This window comes from Paeniroseomonas aquatica (assembly GCF_030409335.1).
GTDB classification, from domain to species: Bacteria; Pseudomonadota; Alphaproteobacteria; order Acetobacterales; family Acetobacteraceae; genus Belnapia; species Belnapia aquatica.
Window position 1 is genome coordinate 1 of the sequence record NZ_JAUFPN010000190.1, and the last position, 15,536, is coordinate 15,536.

The 15,536-nt window shown below is 72.9% G+C and carries 17 protein-coding genes; 11 read left to right on the forward strand and 6 right to left on the reverse strand.

Annotation, left to right across the window (positions count from 1 at the left end):
• A partial coding sequence (locus QWZ14_RS22820) for an SbcC/MukB-like Walker B domain-containing protein (protein WP_290319243.1) occupies positions 1-730 on the forward strand: 730 nt, incomplete at its 5' end.
• 4 nt (positions 731-734) lie between these two features.
• On the opposite strand, the gene QWZ14_RS22825 is transcribed toward QWZ14_RS22820, so the two are convergent.
• Both QWZ14_RS22825 and QWZ14_RS22830 read right to left on the reverse strand, forming a co-directional pair.
• A complete protein-coding gene (locus QWZ14_RS22825) occupies positions 735-1,733 on the reverse strand; it encodes an asparaginase (RefSeq protein WP_290319244.1) in 999 nt (332 codons plus the stop codon).
• The gene (locus QWZ14_RS22830; protein WP_290319245.1) at positions 1,730-2,428 is read right to left on the reverse strand and encodes an isochorismatase family protein; all 699 of its coding nucleotides are present in this window, start codon (positions 2,426-2,428) and stop codon (positions 1,730-1,732) included. The genes QWZ14_RS22825 and QWZ14_RS22830 overlap by 4 nt, the downstream gene beginning before the upstream one ends.
• Positions 2,429-2,633: 205 nt before the next feature.
• Between QWZ14_RS22830 and phnD (QWZ14_RS22835) the strand changes: the two genes are divergently transcribed.
• The 5 genes from phnD (QWZ14_RS22835) to phnE (QWZ14_RS22855) are packed head-to-tail and all read left to right on the forward strand — an operon-like array spanning position 2,634 to position 7,210.
• The gene (phnD, locus tag QWZ14_RS22835) at positions 2,634-3,620 is read left to right on the forward strand and encodes a phosphate/phosphite/phosphonate ABC transporter substrate-binding protein (protein ID WP_290319246.1); all 987 of its coding nucleotides are present in this window, start codon (positions 2,634-2,636) and stop codon (positions 3,618-3,620) included.
• Between the two features lie 11 nt (positions 3,621-3,631).
• Positions 3,632-4,507, forward strand: coding sequence for a phosphonate ABC transporter ATP-binding protein (phnC, locus tag QWZ14_RS22840; RefSeq protein ID WP_290319247.1), 876 nt, complete (start codon positions 3,632-3,634; stop codon positions 4,505-4,507).
• A 29-nt stretch (positions 4,508-4,536) separates the two neighbouring features.
• Positions 4,537-5,514 (forward strand): phosphate/phosphite/phosphonate ABC transporter substrate-binding protein, encoded by a 978-nt coding sequence (gene phnD, locus QWZ14_RS22845; protein WP_290319248.1) that lies wholly within the window; start codon positions 4,537-4,539, stop codon positions 5,512-5,514.
• An 8-nt stretch (positions 5,515-5,522) separates the two neighbouring features.
• Positions 5,523-6,383, forward strand: coding sequence for a phosphonate ABC transporter, permease protein PhnE (gene phnE, locus QWZ14_RS22850; protein WP_290319284.1), 861 nt, complete (start codon positions 5,523-5,525; stop codon positions 6,381-6,383).
• The gene (phnE, locus tag QWZ14_RS22855) at positions 6,380-7,210 is read left to right on the forward strand and encodes a phosphonate ABC transporter, permease protein PhnE (RefSeq protein ID WP_290319249.1); all 831 of its coding nucleotides are present in this window, start codon (positions 6,380-6,382) and stop codon (positions 7,208-7,210) included. The genes phnE (QWZ14_RS22850) and phnE (QWZ14_RS22855) overlap by 4 nt, the downstream gene beginning before the upstream one ends.
• 30 nt (positions 7,211-7,240) lie before the next feature.
• On the opposite strand, the gene QWZ14_RS22860 is transcribed toward phnE (QWZ14_RS22855), so the two are convergent.
• Positions 7,241-9,241 carry an HWE histidine kinase domain-containing protein gene (locus QWZ14_RS22860; RefSeq protein WP_290319250.1) on the reverse strand — a complete coding sequence of 667 codons (2,001 nt, stop codon included), beginning with the start codon at positions 9,239-9,241 and terminating at the stop codon, positions 7,241-7,243.
• 265 nt (positions 9,242-9,506) lie between these two features.
• Between QWZ14_RS22860 and QWZ14_RS22865 the strand changes: the two genes are divergently transcribed.
• Positions 9,507-10,541 carry a Bug family tripartite tricarboxylate transporter substrate binding protein gene (locus QWZ14_RS22865; protein ID WP_290319251.1) on the forward strand — a complete coding sequence of 345 codons (1,035 nt, stop codon included), beginning with the start codon at positions 9,507-9,509 and terminating at the stop codon, positions 10,539-10,541.
• Between the two features lie 22 nt (positions 10,542-10,563).
• Here QWZ14_RS22865 and QWZ14_RS22870 read toward each other — a convergent pair whose 3' ends face one another.
• On the reverse strand, positions 10,564-11,565 hold the full coding sequence (locus tag QWZ14_RS22870) for a TerC family protein (protein WP_290319252.1): 1,002 nt from the start codon (positions 11,563-11,565) through the stop codon (positions 10,564-10,566).
• 341 nt (positions 11,566-11,906) lie between these two features.
• Between QWZ14_RS22870 and QWZ14_RS22875 the strand changes: the two genes are divergently transcribed.
• Genes QWZ14_RS22875 through mtnC form a run of 4 tightly spaced genes read left to right on the forward strand, consistent with a single transcriptional unit; the run spans position 11,907 to position 14,049 of the window.
• The gene (locus QWZ14_RS22875; RefSeq protein ID WP_290319253.1) at positions 11,907-12,179 is read left to right on the forward strand and encodes a twin-arginine translocase TatA/TatE family subunit; all 273 of its coding nucleotides are present in this window, start codon (positions 11,907-11,909) and stop codon (positions 12,177-12,179) included.
• Positions 12,180-12,195: 16 nt separating this feature from the next.
• Entirely contained in the window at positions 12,196-12,813 is a 618-nt protein-coding gene (locus QWZ14_RS22880; protein WP_290319254.1) for a methylthioribulose 1-phosphate dehydratase, read from the forward strand.
• A complete protein-coding gene (locus QWZ14_RS22885; RefSeq protein WP_290319255.1) occupies positions 12,810-13,346 on the forward strand; it encodes a 1,2-dihydroxy-3-keto-5-methylthiopentene dioxygenase in 537 nt (178 codons plus the stop codon). Before QWZ14_RS22880 ends, QWZ14_RS22885 begins: the two co-directional genes overlap by 4 nt.
• A gap of 16 nt (positions 13,347-13,362) precedes the next feature.
• Complete coding sequence (gene mtnC / locus QWZ14_RS22890) at positions 13,363-14,049, forward strand: acireductone synthase (RefSeq protein ID WP_290319256.1); 687 nt, start codon at positions 13,363-13,365, stop codon at positions 14,047-14,049.
• Positions 14,050-14,067: 18 nt separating this feature from the next.
• On the opposite strand, the gene QWZ14_RS22895 is transcribed toward mtnC, so the two are convergent.
• Both QWZ14_RS22895 and QWZ14_RS22900 read right to left on the reverse strand, forming a co-directional pair.
• A complete protein-coding gene (locus QWZ14_RS22895) occupies positions 14,068-14,556 on the reverse strand; it encodes a nucleoside deaminase (protein WP_290319257.1) in 489 nt (162 codons plus the stop codon).
• Positions 14,549-15,514: a Bug family tripartite tricarboxylate transporter substrate binding protein gene (locus QWZ14_RS22900; RefSeq protein ID WP_290319258.1), complete on the reverse strand. Its 966-nt coding sequence runs from the start codon at positions 15,512-15,514 to the stop codon at positions 14,549-14,551. Before QWZ14_RS22900 ends, QWZ14_RS22895 begins: the two co-directional genes overlap by 8 nt.
• Positions 15,515-15,536: the final 22 nt, after the last annotated feature.

The following is a 15,536-nucleotide window of genomic DNA, read 5'->3' on the forward strand; positions in this document are numbered from 1 at the left end:
CGCCGCCGCCGGGCTGGCACCGCCCGACCTGGCGGCCCTGGCCGCCGCCCTCGCCACAGCCACCGGCCGCCGGGAGGCCGCGGCCGAGGCGGCCAGCAGCGCCCGCACCGCGCTCGCCCAGCATGACGCGCTGCTGGCCGAGCTCGCCGCCGCCACCGCCGCCCTTACCGAGGCCGAGCAGGCGCTGGGCCTGCGGCAGGACCTGTCGGAGCTGGCCGAGGGGCGCGGCACCCGGTCGGGGATGAATTTCGAGGGCTATGTCCTCTCCGGCCTGCTGGACCAGGCGCTGGAGGCGGCCAACCGCCACCTCGCCGGGATGCTCGACGGCCGCTACGCCATCCGCCGCCGCGAGGAGCGGGAGCGGAAGAACGCCGCCGCCGGCCTGGACATCGAGGTGCTAGACCGCTGGAACGCCCAGCCCCGCCCGGCCGCGACGCTCTCGGGCGGCGAGGGCTTCTGCGCCTCGCTCGCCCTGGCGCTGGGGCTGGCCGAGACCGTCGCCGCCCATGCCGGGGCGCGGCAGCTCGACGCACTCTTCGTCGACGAGGGCTTCGGCACGCTGGATGCCGAGACGCTGGATACCGCCATCGGCGTGCTGGAGGGGCTCCAGGCCGGCGACCGGCTGGTCGGGGTCATCAGCCATGTCGGGGAGCTGCGGGAGCGCATCCCCGCCCGGCTGGAGGTCACGCCCGGACGCCGCGGCAGCACCGCGGCGTTCCGGCTGGGCTAGGGCTTCAGTAGGTCGCGAAGATCCGGGTGATCTCGGCCGGGTCGCTGGAGACGGTCAGCGCCAGGGCGAGCAGGATGCGGGCCTTCTGCGGCGTCAGGTTGTCGGCCGGGATGAAGCCGGCCTCGCCCAGCTTGGTGGTCGGGAAGACCCGGCCGCTGCCGGCGCGGGTCGACTGCACCACCACCACCCCGGCGGCGCGGGCTTCGGCCAGCGCCGCGGCATCGCCCGGGGTGACGAAGCCCGGGGCGAAGCCGGCGACGACGATGCCCTTCGCCCCGGCGGCGGTGAAGGCCCGCACCGCGGTGCCGTCGGCGCCGGCGTAGCTGTAGGCGACGTCGACCCGCGGCAGTTCGGCCAGCCCGCGGATGTCGAATTCGGTATCCGGCGCCAGCCTGCGCAGCGGCCGGCGGTACCAGGCGAGCCGGTCGCCGTCGGCATGGCCGAGCACGCCGAAATCCGCCGAGCGGAAGGTCTGCATCCGCCCGGTCGAGGTCTTGGTGACTTCGCGGGCCGCCTGGATTTCGTCGTTCAGCAGCACCAGCGCGCCGAGGCCGCGGGCCTCCTCGCTGGCGGCCACCCGCACCGCATTCACCAGGTTCAGCCCGGCATCGGTCGAGAGCGCCGAGGCCGGGCGCTGCGAGCCGACCACCACGATCGGCACCGGCACCTTGGCGGTGAGCGAGAGGAAGAAGGCGGTCTCCTCCAGCGAGGCGGTGCCATGGCCGATGACGATGCCGGCGATGGCGGGGTCCTCGGCCACCACCTTGTCGCAGAGGAGGACGAGCTGCTGCCATTCCGTCCAGGCGATCTGCGGCGAGGGCACGTTGCGGTAGGGCACCGCGACCACGTCGGCGACCAGCTGCACCTCGGGGAATCTCTCGAGGATGGCGTCGGCCTGCATCATCCGGCCGTTGGCGCCGTAGTTCACCGTATCGAGCGGCCCGACGCCGATCGAGGCGATGGTCCCGCCGGTGCCGATGAAGGCAACTTTCTTTTTGCTCATGCCGCGACACGCTCCTCGGGGGCGAAGCCGGCGATGCATTCATCGACCGTGAGGACATCGCCGAATTGCAGGTAGAAGGCCAGCAGGGATGCCGTGTGCTCGGCATCGGTCACCGCGGCGCAGCCATCCGGCACCATCACGGTGCGGAAGTTCAGCATCATCGCGTCGCGGGCGCTGCTCTCGCAGCAGACATTGGTGACGGTGCCGACGATGAGCACGGTGTCCAGCCCGCGCGCCCTGAGCCGCGCCGGCAGGTCGGAGCCGCCCTCGATGAAGGCGCTGTAGCGGTACTTGCGCACCACCTCGTCGCCGATCCGCACGTCGAGCAGCGGCCAGAGCGCGTGGCCGACGGTCCCCTCGCTCATGGATGCGGCGCGGCGGGCGCGGGCCTCGGGCGTCGCCATCGCCTGCATGACGGACCACTCGGTCTCGCAGCGGGCGTCGAAGGTGTTCTGGATCCAGTAGACCGCGCCGCCGGCGGCGCGCAGGCCGGAGGCGAGGCGGTTGATTGCCGACACCACATGCTCGGCCATGGGGCAGAGCGCATGGGCGACATCGGCGCGCATGAAGCCGTTCTGCATGTCGATGACGACCAGTGCGGTGCGCCGGGCATCGAGCCGGGCGAAGGGATGCGGTGTGCCGCAGCGGCCGGCGACGCGGGCGGCGATGGACTCCGGGATGGCGAAGGGATGCATGCGGGGGCCTTTCCGCGGGGGTGATGGCCTGGGGCTGCGCGTCGGTCCCGAACCGGCTCTGGCGGCCGTGAGCCGGGAAGGTAGGCCGCCGGCGAAACCCCGGCAACCCGCTTCGGCAACAGCTGCCATCCGGATGTCATCATCCTCTCATCCACCCGTCACATCCCGCTGCTAGAGCCCGCTCAACCGATCTCGGGAGAGAGCCATGCTGACCCGCCGCCACTTCGCCGGCCTCATCGCCGGGGCCGCCCTGCTGCCGGTCGCCGGCTTCGCCCAGCGTCGCACCCAGGATGCCGCGACGGCCATGCCGGCCGCCGGGGAGCGGCCCTGGAAGGCGCAGATCCCGGTGCTGCGGATCGGCCTGATGGGCGGGGAGAACGAGACCGACCGGCTGGGGCGCTACGGTGCCTACCAGAAGCTGCTGGAGGAGACCTTCAAGGTCCCGGTGCGGCTCTACCCCGCCGCGGATTACGGTGGCGTGCTCCAGGCCTTCAGCGCCGGGCAGATCGAGATGTCAGGGCTCGGCCCTTCCGCCTATGCCGGTGCCTGGCTCGACACCAACAGCGGCGTCGAGCCGCTAGTGGTGCCGGAGGAAAAGGACGGCTCCATCTCCTATGTCTCGGTCATGGTGGTCCGCGCCGACAGCGGCATCACCAGCCTCGAGCAGATGCGCGGCAAGTCCCTCGCCTGGGCCGACCCGAACAGCACCAGCGGCTACCTGATCCCCCGCTTCGCGCTGCGGAAGGCCGGCATCGGGCTGGAATCGGGCCAGTACTTCAACCGGGTCGGCTTCGCCGGCGGGCATGAGCAGGGCGTCATCGCCGTGCTGCAGAAGCAGTACGACGGTGCCATGACCTGGGCCAGCGGCCAGGGCGAGGTGGCCGAGGGCTACAGCCGCGGCAATCTCCGCGCCATGGTCGACAAGGGCATGCTGAAGATGTCCGACCTCAGGATCATCTGGACCTCGGAGCCGATCATCAACGGCCCGCTGACCGTCCGCAGCGCGCTGCCGGCCGCCTTCAAGGAGGACATGACCGCCTTCCACCTCGCCCTGCCCAAGACCCACCCGACGGTCTACGAGCAGATCGAGAAGGGCGGCGGCACCGGCTACCGCTCGGTCAGCCATGCCCAGTTCCAGTTCCTGGTCGACATGCGCCGGGAAGAGGCCAACGAACGCCGCCGCCGGTCTTGAGGACGAAACCGGTGGACGCGGCGCCTGCCTGGGCTGAGCATGTCCCCGCCTGGATGAGCGGGAACCGGATGCTGGAATTGCAGGGGCTGACGCGGCAGTTCGGGACCACCCTCGCGGTGGACCACGTGAACCTCGAGGTGCCGGACGGCCAGATGGTCGGCATCATCGGCCGCTCGGGTGCGGGCAAATCGACGCTGCTGCGGCTGATCAACCGGCTGGAGGCGCCGAGCTCCGGCCGCATCCTCTCGGGCGGGCGGGACGTGACCGCGCTCGACGGCCGGGCCTTGCGGGACTGGCGGCGCGACTGCGCCATGGTCTTCCAGCAGTTCAACCTGGTGCAGCGGCTGGACGTGCTGACCAACGTGCTGATCGGCCGGCTGGCCTACCAGCGCGGCTGGCGCTCCTTCATGGTGCTGGTCGGCGCCCGCTTCACCGCGGCGGAGCGGGCCATGGCGCTGGCCGCGCTCGACCGCTTCGGCCTGGCCGATACCGCGCTGCAGCGGGCCGAGACCCTCTCGGGCGGGCAGCAGCAGCGCGTCGCCATCTGCCGCGCCCTGATGCAGCAGCCGCGGCTGATCCTGGCGGATGAGCCCATCGCCTCGCTCGACCCGCGCAATGCCCAGGTGGTGATGGATGCGCTGCGCGACGTGAACCGCCAGGATGGGCTGACCGTGCTGGTGAACCTGCACCACCTCGACACCGCCCGCGAGTACTGCGACCGCATCGTCGCCATGCAGGCCGGCAAGGTGGTCTTCGACGGCACGCCGGCAGCGCTGACCGCCGAACGGGTGCGCGCCATCTACGGCATCTCGGAGGAGGAATTCGCCGCCGAGGCCGCCGCCCGGCTGCGGGCGGATGCTGCCCCGGCGCGGCTGGCGATGGCATAGTCCCCGCCCATCCGGGACGGAGCCGCCTTATGTTCACACGTCGCATGCTTGCGGGCTTGCTGGCCCTGCCGCTGCCCGCCTTCGCCCAGGCTGCCCCGCGCCGCAGCCTCGATGCCGCGGTGGCCTTCCCCGCGGCCGGGCCGCGCGACTGGGGCCAGTCGATGCGCCAGCTCCGCATCGGCCTGCTCGGCGGCGAGAATGAATCCGACCGGCTCGGCCGCTTCGGTCCCTACCGCGACCTGCTGGAGGCGACCTTCAAGCTGCCGGCCCGGCTGTTTCCCGCCAGCGACTATGCCGGCGTCATCCAGGCCTTCGGGGCGAAGCAGCTCGATATCGCCAACATGTCCCCCTCGGCCTATGCCGGCGCCTGGCTCGATACCAACGGCGGGGTCGAGCCGCTGGTGACCACCGAGGAGAGCGACGGCTCCATCAGCTACGTCGCCGTCATGCTGGTCCGCGCCGACAGCGGCATCACCGGCATCGAGGGCATGCGCGGCAAGGCCATGGCCTGGTCCGACCCCAACTCGGCCTCGGGCTTCCTCATCCCGCGCTTCTCGCTGCGGAAGCAGGGCATCAGCCCCGAGACCTTCTTCGGCCGCACCGGCTTCGCCGGCGGGCATGAGCAGGCGGTCGTCGCCGTGCTGCAGAAGCAGTACGACGCCGCGGTCACCTGGGCTTCCGGCCAGGGCGAGGAGAGCGAGGGCTTCACCCGCGGCGCACTGCGGGCGATGGTCGAGAAGGGGCTGGTCGAGATGAAGCAGCTCCGCGTCATCTGGCGCTCGGACCCGATCATCAACGGCCCGCAGACGGTGCGGAAGGAATTGCCCGAGGCCTTCAAGGAGGACATGCGGCTGTTCCACCTGGCGCTGCCGAAGGCGCATCCGGAGATCTACCGGCAGATCGAGCGCGGCGGCGGCGCCGGCTACCGCGAGGTCACGGCCGCCGACTACCAATTCATGATCGACATGCGACGGCAGGAGGCGGCGGAACGCCGCAGGCGCAACTGAGCACAACGATCCTTCGCGGCGAAGCCGCCTACCAGACCGCCCTCCGCCAGAAGCGCCACGCGACGCTGGCCGGCCTTGCGATCCTCGCCGCCTGCCTGCTGCTCTCGGCCTGGGTGAGCGAGGTGCGGCCGGCGACCCTGCTGGCCGGCATCCCGCGCATCGGCGAGTATTTCCAGCGCATCCTGCCCAGCCTGCGCTGGGCCACGCTGTTCTCGGGAGTCGAGGCCGAAGGCAGCCTGGCCTTCTGGTTCTACCGGCTCGACAGCTGGTCCTGGCTGCTGCTCGAGACCGCCAACATGGCGGCGCTGGCGACCCTGCTCGGCGCCGGCGCCGGGCTGCTGCTGGCCTTCCCGGCGGCGCGCAACCTCGGCGCCGGGATGGTCGCCTACCAGCTCTCGCGCCGCCTGCTGGAGGCGATGCGGACGGTGCCCGAGATCGTCTTCGCGCTGATCCTGGTCTGGGCCTTCGGCGTCGGCGCGCTGGCCGGGGTGCTGGCCATCGCGCTGCACACCGCCGGGGCCTGCGGCAAGCTCTTTGCCGAATCCATCGAGAACACCGGGCTCGGCGCCTGGGCCGGGGTGCGCTCGGCGGGCGGCACCTGGGCGCAGGCCTGCCGCTTCGCCATCCTGCCGCAGGTCGCGCCCAACCTGCTCTCCTATGCGCTGCTGCGCTTCGAGGTGAACCTGCGCTCGGCCAGCGTCATCGGCTTCGTCGGCGCCGGCGGCATCGGCGAGGAGCTCTACAACGTCATATCCTTCAACTACTATGAGGAGATCAGCGCCATCCTGCTGCTCATCATCCTCGCGGTCGTGGCCATCGACCTGCTGTCGGAGCGGCTGCGCCACCGGGTGATCGGGGTGATGCAATGACCACCGCGGAGATCGCCGCCTGGCGGGCCCGGATGCCGGCCGCCTTCGGCAGCAGCGGCCGCACGCGCGCCCTGCGCATCGCCGGCTGGCTGGCCTTCGCCCTCTGGCTCGGCTGGGCGCTGCAGCATTTCGGCTTCACCCCGCAGCGGCTGTGGAACGGGCTCTCGGGCCTTGCCACCATCCTGCGGCTGATGGTGCCACCCTCCCCGGGGGAGCTGTGGGTCGATATCCTCCAGGGCCTGGCCGAGAGCGTCGCCATGGCCTTCCTCGGCACCTTCGTCGCCGCGGTGATCGCGGTGCCGCTCGGCTTCCTCGGCGCCGGCAACGTGATGACCAACCTGCTGTTCCGCTTCTCCCTGCGCCGGGTCTTCGACGGCTTCCGCGGCATCGACCAGCTCATCTGGGCGCTGGCCTTCGTCCGCGCCGTGGGGCTCGGGCCGCTGGCCGGGGTGCTGGCGATTGCCACCGCCGATATCGCGGTGCTGGCCAAGCTGAATGCCGAGGCGATCGAGAATGCCGAGCGGCGGCAGCAGGAGGGCGTCACCGCCGCCGGCGGTAGCCGCCTCGCGCGCCTCCGCTTCGGCGTGCTGCCGCAGGTGCTGCCGGTGATGCTGGCCCAGGCGCTCTATTTCTTCGAGAGCAACACCCGCTCGGCCGCCATCCTCGGCGTGGTCGGCGCGGGCGGGATCGGGCTGCAGATCTCGGAGCGCATCCGGGTGCGGCACTGGGACGAGGTCGCCTTCATCATCCTGCTGATGGTGGTGACGGTCGCGGCGATCGACTTCCTCTCGGCCCGGCTGCGGCGGCGGCTGACGGGCGGGGGCTGAAGGCGGGGCTGGGGGCGGGGCTGAGGGCGGTCACGACAGCTCGGCGATCCTGCTGAGCACGGGATCCGCCGGGGCGTCGCCGGCCAGGACGCGGCTCATCGGCAGGTCGATCATGCAGGTCAGCCCGGCCGGGTCCCAGTCCAGGGACAGCGCGCCGCCGAGCTGGTGCGTCACCGTCGCCCGCAGCACCCTGGTGCCGAAGCCGCCGACCGAAGGCGCCACCACGGGCGGCCCGCCGCGCTCCTGCCAGACCAGCCGCAAGCGTCCCCCGCCGGTCGTCCAGGTCAGCGTCAGCCGCCCGTCGCGGCCCGACAGGGCGCCGTACTTGGTCGCGTTCGTCGCCAGCTCGTGCACCGCCATGGCCAGGGGCTGCACCGCGGTGGCGGCGATCATCGCCGGCGGCCCGGAGAGGACGGCGGTCGGCTCCCCCGGGCGGCGGGCCTGGCCGAGGAAGGGCTTCAGCTCCCCCTCGACCAGCATCCGGAGGTCGACCCCGGTCCATTGCGTGGTCGAGAGCAGCAGCAGCGCCTGGGCCAGGGCGCCGATCCGGCCATCCACCTCCCGCACGAAGGCTTCCAGGGTGGCGGCCTGGGTCAGCCGCAGGGCCGCCCGCGCAGTGGCCAGGGCGTTCTTGGCGCGGTGGTCCACCTCCCGCATCAGCAGGTCGCGGCGCAGCTCCGCCGCCCGCTGTTCCGAGATGTCCTGCACCAGCACCACCACCAGCCCCGGCTCGCCCGGCATGGGGGCCGAGGAGATGCGGACCGGCAGCCGGCCGCCGTCGGGCAGCAGGTATTCCTTCTCGTAGGGATCCCACCAGCCCTGGCGCAGCGCCTGGGCGACCGCGACCTCGTCCCGTCTCAGCTGCTCCGGCGGGGTCACCTTGCGCCAGTCCCACCGGCCGGCGGCGAACAGCGCCCGGGTGCTGCCGGTCATCTCCAGCAGCCGGTCGTTGGCGATCAGCGTCGTGCCGGCGTTCAGGTCGAAGACGGACATGCCCACGGCGCGGCTTTCGAAGACCGCGCGGAACCGGGCCTCGGCGGCCTGGCGCGCCTCGGCCGCCGCCCGGGCCGCCGCCTCGCGGCGCAGGGCCGCCTCCGCCGCCTCCGCCGCCCGGGCCTGTCGCAGGGCCAGCCAGGCGACCGCCAGCAGGGTCAGCGCCGCGGCCCCGGCGACCACGCCGAAGGCGACCAGATTGGCCCGCCAGCGGCCGAGCAGGGACTGGGTATTGGTGCCGAAGGCGACGTAGACCGGCCACTTCCCGACCTTGCGATAGGCGTAGATCCGGTCCTGCCCGTCCAGGCTCGAGACGTCCTCGAGCTGGCCGCGCGCCGGCTGCTGGGCGATGCGCCGCAGCACCGGGCTCTCCGGGCCGAGCCAGTCGATCCCGGCGGCGGCCCCCGGCTCCTTCGCCAGGATGGCCCCGTCGGCCCGGAACAGCCCGGCGGAATGGGCGAAGGGCGGCGCGGCCTCGGCGAAGAAGCCGCTGAAATAGGCCGGGCTGAAGGACACGTGGATCACCCCGGCGAAGCCGCCCGCCGCATCCGACCGGCGCCGGCTGATGGCGAAGGACGCCACCGTGGTGGCCCGGCCGCTGAAGACGCCGCTGACATGGGTGCCGAGGTCGGGCTGGTCCCGGTGGACCCGGAAGAATTCGCGGTCGGCGATCGACACGCTGCGGTCCCAGGCCTGGCTGCCGGCCAGGACCTGGCCGCTCGCGTCGCTGACCCAGATCGAGACGATGTGGTCGAGCGGTGCCTTCATCTGGCTCAGGAACTCGCTGGTCCCGGGCCCGGGGGCCGCCCCCGGGGGCAGGCCGCGCAGGTGGTCCTCGGCGCGGTCCAGGATCAGGTCGGCGGTCTCGAAGACCTTGGCGACATGCTCGTGCATGACCGAGGTGGTGCGCTCGACCGCATCGGTGCCGCCGCGGAGGACGTCCGCGCGGTTCCACCAGGCCGCGGCGCCGAAGACCAGGGCGGGCACCAGCAGGGCGGCCGCGAGCACCGCCTGGTGCAGCCGGACGGCGCTCACCATCGCGGCGGGCCGGCCCGGCCGGGCGCCGGGCACCGACCGCCGGATGCCCCCGCGGCACTGGGCGGGCCGCTGCCGGAGAGACGCAGGCGCATTGCCATCGTGATGGTCGCTCCAACCGGGCCGCAGGCCGGACCACCTGTCCCTGGGCAGTAACGTCACAAACAGATTAACGTCTGGTGGGCCTCCCTTGCCAGGATCGTCGCGCTTTACGCCCGGGCCCGCGCCGTGCTGGAAGCAGGGCAAGTCCCGCCGGAGGAAGCCCCGCATGCCGCCCATCCCGCGCCGCGCCCTGCTGGCGGCGCCGCTCGCCGCCGCCACGGCGCTGGCGCCGCCCGCCGCCCAGGCCCAGGCCCAGGCCCAGCCCCAGCCCCAGCCTCCCCAGGCCCAGCCCTGGCCGGACCGGCCGCTGCGGCTGATCGTGCCCTTCCCGGCCGGCTCCACCCCGGACAGCACCGGCCGGGCCATCGCCCAGCATCTCGGCCAGGTGCTCGGCCAGCCCTGCGTGGTGGAGAACCGCCCCGGGGCGGGCGGCAACATCGGCACCGACGCGGTGGCCAAGGCGACCGACGGGCATACCATCGGCGTCTCCATCAACGGGCCGCTCTCCACCGCGCCGGCGCTCTTCCCCGGCCTGCCCTACGATCCGGTGCGCGACCTGGCGCCGGTCTCCCTGCTGGTGCGGGGCGCCCAGCTCCTGGTGGTGCATCCCTCGGTGCCGGCGCAGGACCTGGCGGAATTCCTCGCCCTGGTCCGGGCCAGCCCCGGCCGGCTGTCCTTCGGCTCGGTCGGTTCCGGCTCCGGCGGCCACCTCGCCATGCTCGACCTGCTGGCCCGCGGCGGGGCGCCGGCGACCGAGGCCATGCTGCACGTGCCCTACCGCGGCTTCCCGCCGGCGGTGCTCGACCTGATCGCCGGGCGGATCGACGCCATGGTGCTGATCGCCGCCGGCGTCCTGCCGCAGCTCCGGGCCGGGCAGGTGCGGGCGCTGGCGGTCACCGCCGAGGCGCGCATCCCCCAGGCGCCCGAGGTGCCGACCCTGGCCGAGGCCGGCATTCCCGGTGCCGCGAGCTATGCCTGGAACGGGCTCATCGCCCCGGCCGGCATGCCGGCCGGGCGGCTGGCGCGGCTGGCGGCCGAGGCGCAGCGGGCGCTGGCGGCGCCCGAGACCCGGCGCCTGCTGGAGACCGCCGGCTTCGAGGTGGTGGCCAGCGACCCCGAGGGGCTCCGCCGCCACATGGCGGAGGAGGCCGCCCGCTGGGGCGGGCTGATCGCCCGGCTGGGCATCCAGGCCGAGGCCTGAGCCACCCGGGCGCGGGCAGGCCTCAACCGGCGGCCTCCCGCCGGGTCTCCACCTGGGCCTCCACCCTGGCCTCCCCGCGGGTCTTCCACAGGCTGAGGGCGATGGAGCCGCCGATGATGGCGGCGGTCAGCGCCAGCGCCCATTCCACCGGCACCGCCTTGCCGCCCGCCCAGTAGTTCGCCAGCATCTTGGCGCCGACGACCATCAGCACGATGGACAGCCCGTGCTTCAGGTAGCGGAACCGGTGGATGATGCCCGACAGGGCGAAGTACATCGCCCTGAGGCCGAGGATGGCGAAGACATTGGCGGTATAGACGATGAAGGGGTCGGTGGTGACGGCGAAGATCGCGGGGATGCTGTCCAGCGCGAAGACCAGGTCGGTCAGCTCGACCAGGATCAGCACCAGCGCCAGCGGCGTCAGCATGCGGCGGCCGGCTTCCCGGACGGTGAAGGCGTTGCCGCGGTAGCCCTCGGTCACCGGCAGGCGGCGCTCGAGGAAGCGCAGCACCGGGTTGTCGCGCGGGTCGCCCTCCGGCGCATTCACCGATCGCAGCATCTTCCAGCCGCTGAAGACCAGGAACAGGCCGAAGACCACCATCAGCCAGTCGAACTCGCGCAGCAGGCTGGTGCCCAGCAGGATCATCGCCGCCCGCATCGCCAGCGCGCCGAGGATGCCCCAGAACAGCACCCGGTGCTGGTACTGCGGCGGCACCCCGAATTTGGCGAAGATCAGGACGAAGACGAAGATGTTGTCGACCGACAGCGACCATTCGATGACATAGCCGGTCAGGAATTCGAGCGCCCGGGTCTGGCGCTCCGCCTCCGGCCCGTAGCCGGTCCAGATCCAGGCGCAGAAGCCGAGCGCGAGGGCCACGTAGGCGGCGGATTTCAGCAGCGCGGTGCGCACCGGCACCGGGGCGGGCTCGCCATCCGGGGTCTTCCTCGAGAAGACCCCGAGGTCGAGCAGCAGCAGGCCGAGCACGGCCAGGTTGAAGGCAGTCCAGAACCAGATCGACGGCGCCATGGCCGGAAGCTCCTCTCTGGCGCGGCCGGGCTGGCGGTGGGATGCATCCAGGGGGCCCGATCGCGCGCGTTGCACGCGATCCGACATCGCAGGCCCGGCCGCCGGCATCCCCCGTCGCCAAGGGCCGCCAGCCGCCGGGCCGCCAGAGGGGCCCGGATCGCCCCGGAGGTGGCCTCGGTGAAAACCGGTGTCAAGGCCGTTGTCCCGGCCGCCCCGGTGGGCCATCTGCGGATTTGCGTGGCAGGGGCCAGGGCATTAGTGTCCGGCCCGGCTCAATCCTCGCAGCGCGCAACGGCGTCAGGCCGCCGCGCGGCGGAAAACACAGTTCATCGGGGCGTCACATGGGTTCCTTCAGCATCTGGCACTGGCTCATCGTGCTGCTGGTCATTCTGCTGCTGTTTGGCAGCGGCAAGATCAGCAACCTCATGGGTGACCTCGCCACCGGCATCAAATCCTTCAAGAAGAACATGAAGGAGGAAGACGACGCCTCGCTGGCCGACAGCGCGCCGCCGGCCCCGGGCACCGGCCCGGCCGGCACCATCCAGGGCCCGGCCACGACCACGACCACGGCGCAGCCGCATACCACGACGACCACCAGCCGTCCCGCCGCCTGAGCCACGCCGCACCGCCATGCCCGAGGATGAGTTCGCCCGGGCGGCGGCGGCCATCGCCGCCGCCGGGCGGCGCCTGGATCGCTTCGGCTGGGTGCCGGCCACGGCGGGGAACATCTCGGTCCGCCTCGCGGGGGACCGCGTGGCCATCACCCGCTCCGGCGGCCACAAGGGCTTCCTCGGGCCGGAGGGGGTGATCCAGGTCGGACTGGACGGTGCCGCCCGGCGCGCCGGGGACCGTCCCTCCGCCGAGACCGGCCTGCATTGCGGCATCTATCGCCGCCACCCCGGCGCCGGGGCCGTGCTGCACGGCCATTCGGTGCCGGCCACCGTGCTCTCCCGGCTGGCGGGGGAGACCATCACCCTCGCCGGCTACGAGCTGCTGAAGGCCTTCCCCGGCCTGCCGACGCACGAGGCCGCGGTGGCGCTGCCGGTCTTCGACAACGACCAGGACATCGGGCGGCTGCAGGCTCGCATCGAGGCCCGCTGGGAGGCGGGTCCGGCGCCGCCGGGCTATTTGCTGCGCGGCCACGGGATCTATGTATGGGGCGCCGACATGCCGCAGGCGCTGCTGCGGCTGGAGGCGGTGGAATTCATGCTCCGCTGCGAGCTGGAAGCAAGGAGGCTTGGGCCATGAGCCGTCTGACGATCTGGGAGGCCGCGAGCGGCCAGGAAATGGTGCGGACCGAGGATGCGGCGGCGATCGCCGGCCACCTCGGCGGCATCGGCGTGCGCTTCGAGCGCTGGGAGGGCGTCTCCGTCCCGCCGGGGGCCTCGAACGAGGAGATCCTCGCCGCCTACCGGCCGCACCTCGATGCGCTGATGGGCGCGACCGGCGCCGGCAGCGCCGACGTCATCAGCCTGACGCCGGACCATCCCCAGGCCGCCGCCATGCGCGAGAAATTCCTCAACGAGCATGTCCATACCGAGGACGAGATCCGCTTCTTCGTGCGCGGCGCCGGCCACTTCGTCATGCATGTGGACGGCAAGGTCTGGGACGCCCGCTGCGAGCAGGGCGACCTGATCAGCGTCCCGGCCAATACCCCGCACTGGTTCGACGCCGGGGAGGCGCCGGACTTCTGCGCGCTCCGGGTCTTCACCGACCCCTCCGGCTGGGTGGCGCAGTTCACCGGCACGGACATGGCGCAGCGCTTCCCGGTCGCGGCCTGACCGGGTGCCGGACGGGGTGGCCCCGCGCGCGGTCCTGACCGACATCGAGGGCACCACCACCGCCATCGCCTTCGTCAAGGACCGGCTCTTCCCCTTCGCCGCCGGGGCGCTGGACGGCTTCCTCGCCCGGCACGGCACCGAGCCCGCGGTGGCGGCGATCCTGGCCGAGGTCGGCGCCGCGGCGCCCGGGCAGCCGCCCGCGGCGACGCTGCGCCGCTGGATGGCCGAGGACAGCAAGGCCACGCCGCTCAAGGCGCTGCAGGGGCTGATCTGGCGGCAGGGCTACGAGGACGGCCGGCTCAAGGGCCAGCTCTGGCCCGACGTGCCGGCCTGCCTGCGCGCCTGGGCGGCGGGCGGGCTGCGGCTGGCGGTCTATTCCTCCGGCTCGGTCGGGGCGCAGAAGCTGCTCTTCGGCCATTCCGAGGCCGGCGACCTGACCCCGCTGTTCGAGGGCTTCTTCGACACCGCGGTCGGCGGCAAGCGGGAGGCGGCGAGCTATGCCGCCATCGCCGCCGCGCTGGCGCTGCCGCCGGCCGATATCCTGTTCCTCTCGGACGTGGCGGAGGAGCTGGATGCCGCCGCCGCCGCCGGGCTTGGCTGCTGCCAGCTGGTGCGCGCCGCCGATGGCACCCTGGCCTGCGGCCGGCATCCGGCCGAGCCGGACTTCCCCGGCGTCGCCCGGCGGTTCGGCCTGCCGGGCTGAGGCGCCGCCCGGGGACCCTCAGCCCGGCGCCTTCGCCCAGCCCTCCAGCACCGTGACCGCCTCGGCCACCAGGGCCTGGCGCGCCGGGATCCGCCCCTGGCCGATCGGCAGGCCCGCCTCCCGCCGCAGCGCCGCGACGTCGCCCTTGCGGCGCCTGTCGGCCGGCACCGCGGCCAGCACCCGGGCGCTGTCGGCCAGCGCCGCCGCATAGACCACGCGGCCGATGCCGGTGATCTGCATCGCCGCGACGCAGAGCGCGCAGGGCTCGCAGGAGGTGAAGACGGTGCAGCCGGCCAGCTCCAGCGTGCCGAGCCGGGCGCAGGCATCCCGCATCGCCTCGGTCTCGCCGTGCGAGGTCGGGTCCGCCTTGGCGCGGGAGCGGTTGAAGCCCTCGCCGACGATGACCCCGTCCCGCACCACCACCGCGCCGAAGGGCTCGCAGCCCGGGGTGGCGGCGGCCTCGGCCGAGAGGGCGATGGCGCGGCGGAGGAAGTCCTCGTCAGTCATTCCTGATCCCCATGGCACGGACGGCGGCCCCCATCGTGTCGACCTGCCCGGTGACGAAGCCAGCGAATTCAGGCTGGGTCATCTCGCCGGGGACGATGCCGACGGTGGCCAGCCGCTCCTGGACGGCGGTGGTCTGCAGCGCCGCGGCGACCTCGGCGTGCAGCCGCGCGACCACCGCCGGCGGCAGCCCGGCCGGCGCCGAGAGGCCCAGCCAATTGGCCGCCAGCAATGCCGGCAGCCCGGCCTCCGCCGTGGTCGGCACCTCGGGGACGGAGGGCGCGCGGGCCGGGGCCGTCACCGCATAGGCGCGCAGCCGCCCGGCGCGGATGTTCTCCACGTTCTCCGGCAGGGTGTCGAAGGACAGCAGGATCGACCCGCCGAGCAGATCCGCCTGCATCGGGGTCGAGCCGCGATAGGGCGCGTGGTTCAGCGGGATGCCGGTCTGGGCGGCGAACATGCTGCCCACCACATGCCCGACCGAGCCGGCGCCGGAGGTGCCGTAGGTCACCGGCTGCGGCTGCGCCCGCATCCAGGCCATCAGCCCCTTGAGGTCGGCCGCCGGGACCGAGAGGTTGGTCACCACCACCATGGTGGTGGCGCCGAGATAGGCGACATGGGTGAAGGACTTCACCGGGTCGTAGCCCGGGTTGGTGTAAAGCGGCGGCGAGTTCACGATCGGCGCGGTATTCGACAGCATGAGCGTGTAGCCATCCGCCGGCTGCTGGCTGACATGCGCCGCGGCCAGCGTCCCGCCGGCGCCGGGGCGGTTGTCCACCACCACCCGCTGGCCGAGCCGCGGCGACATCGCCTCCGCCAGCACCCGGGCGACGATGTCCGAGGAGCCGCCGGGCGGGAAGGTCACCACGATCCGGATCGGCCGGGCGGGCCAGCCTTGCGCTGCCGCCGGAACGACCGCCTGCCCGAGGCTGAGGCAGAGCATTGCCCCGAATAGAGGCATCCAGCGTCGCATCATGGCCAAC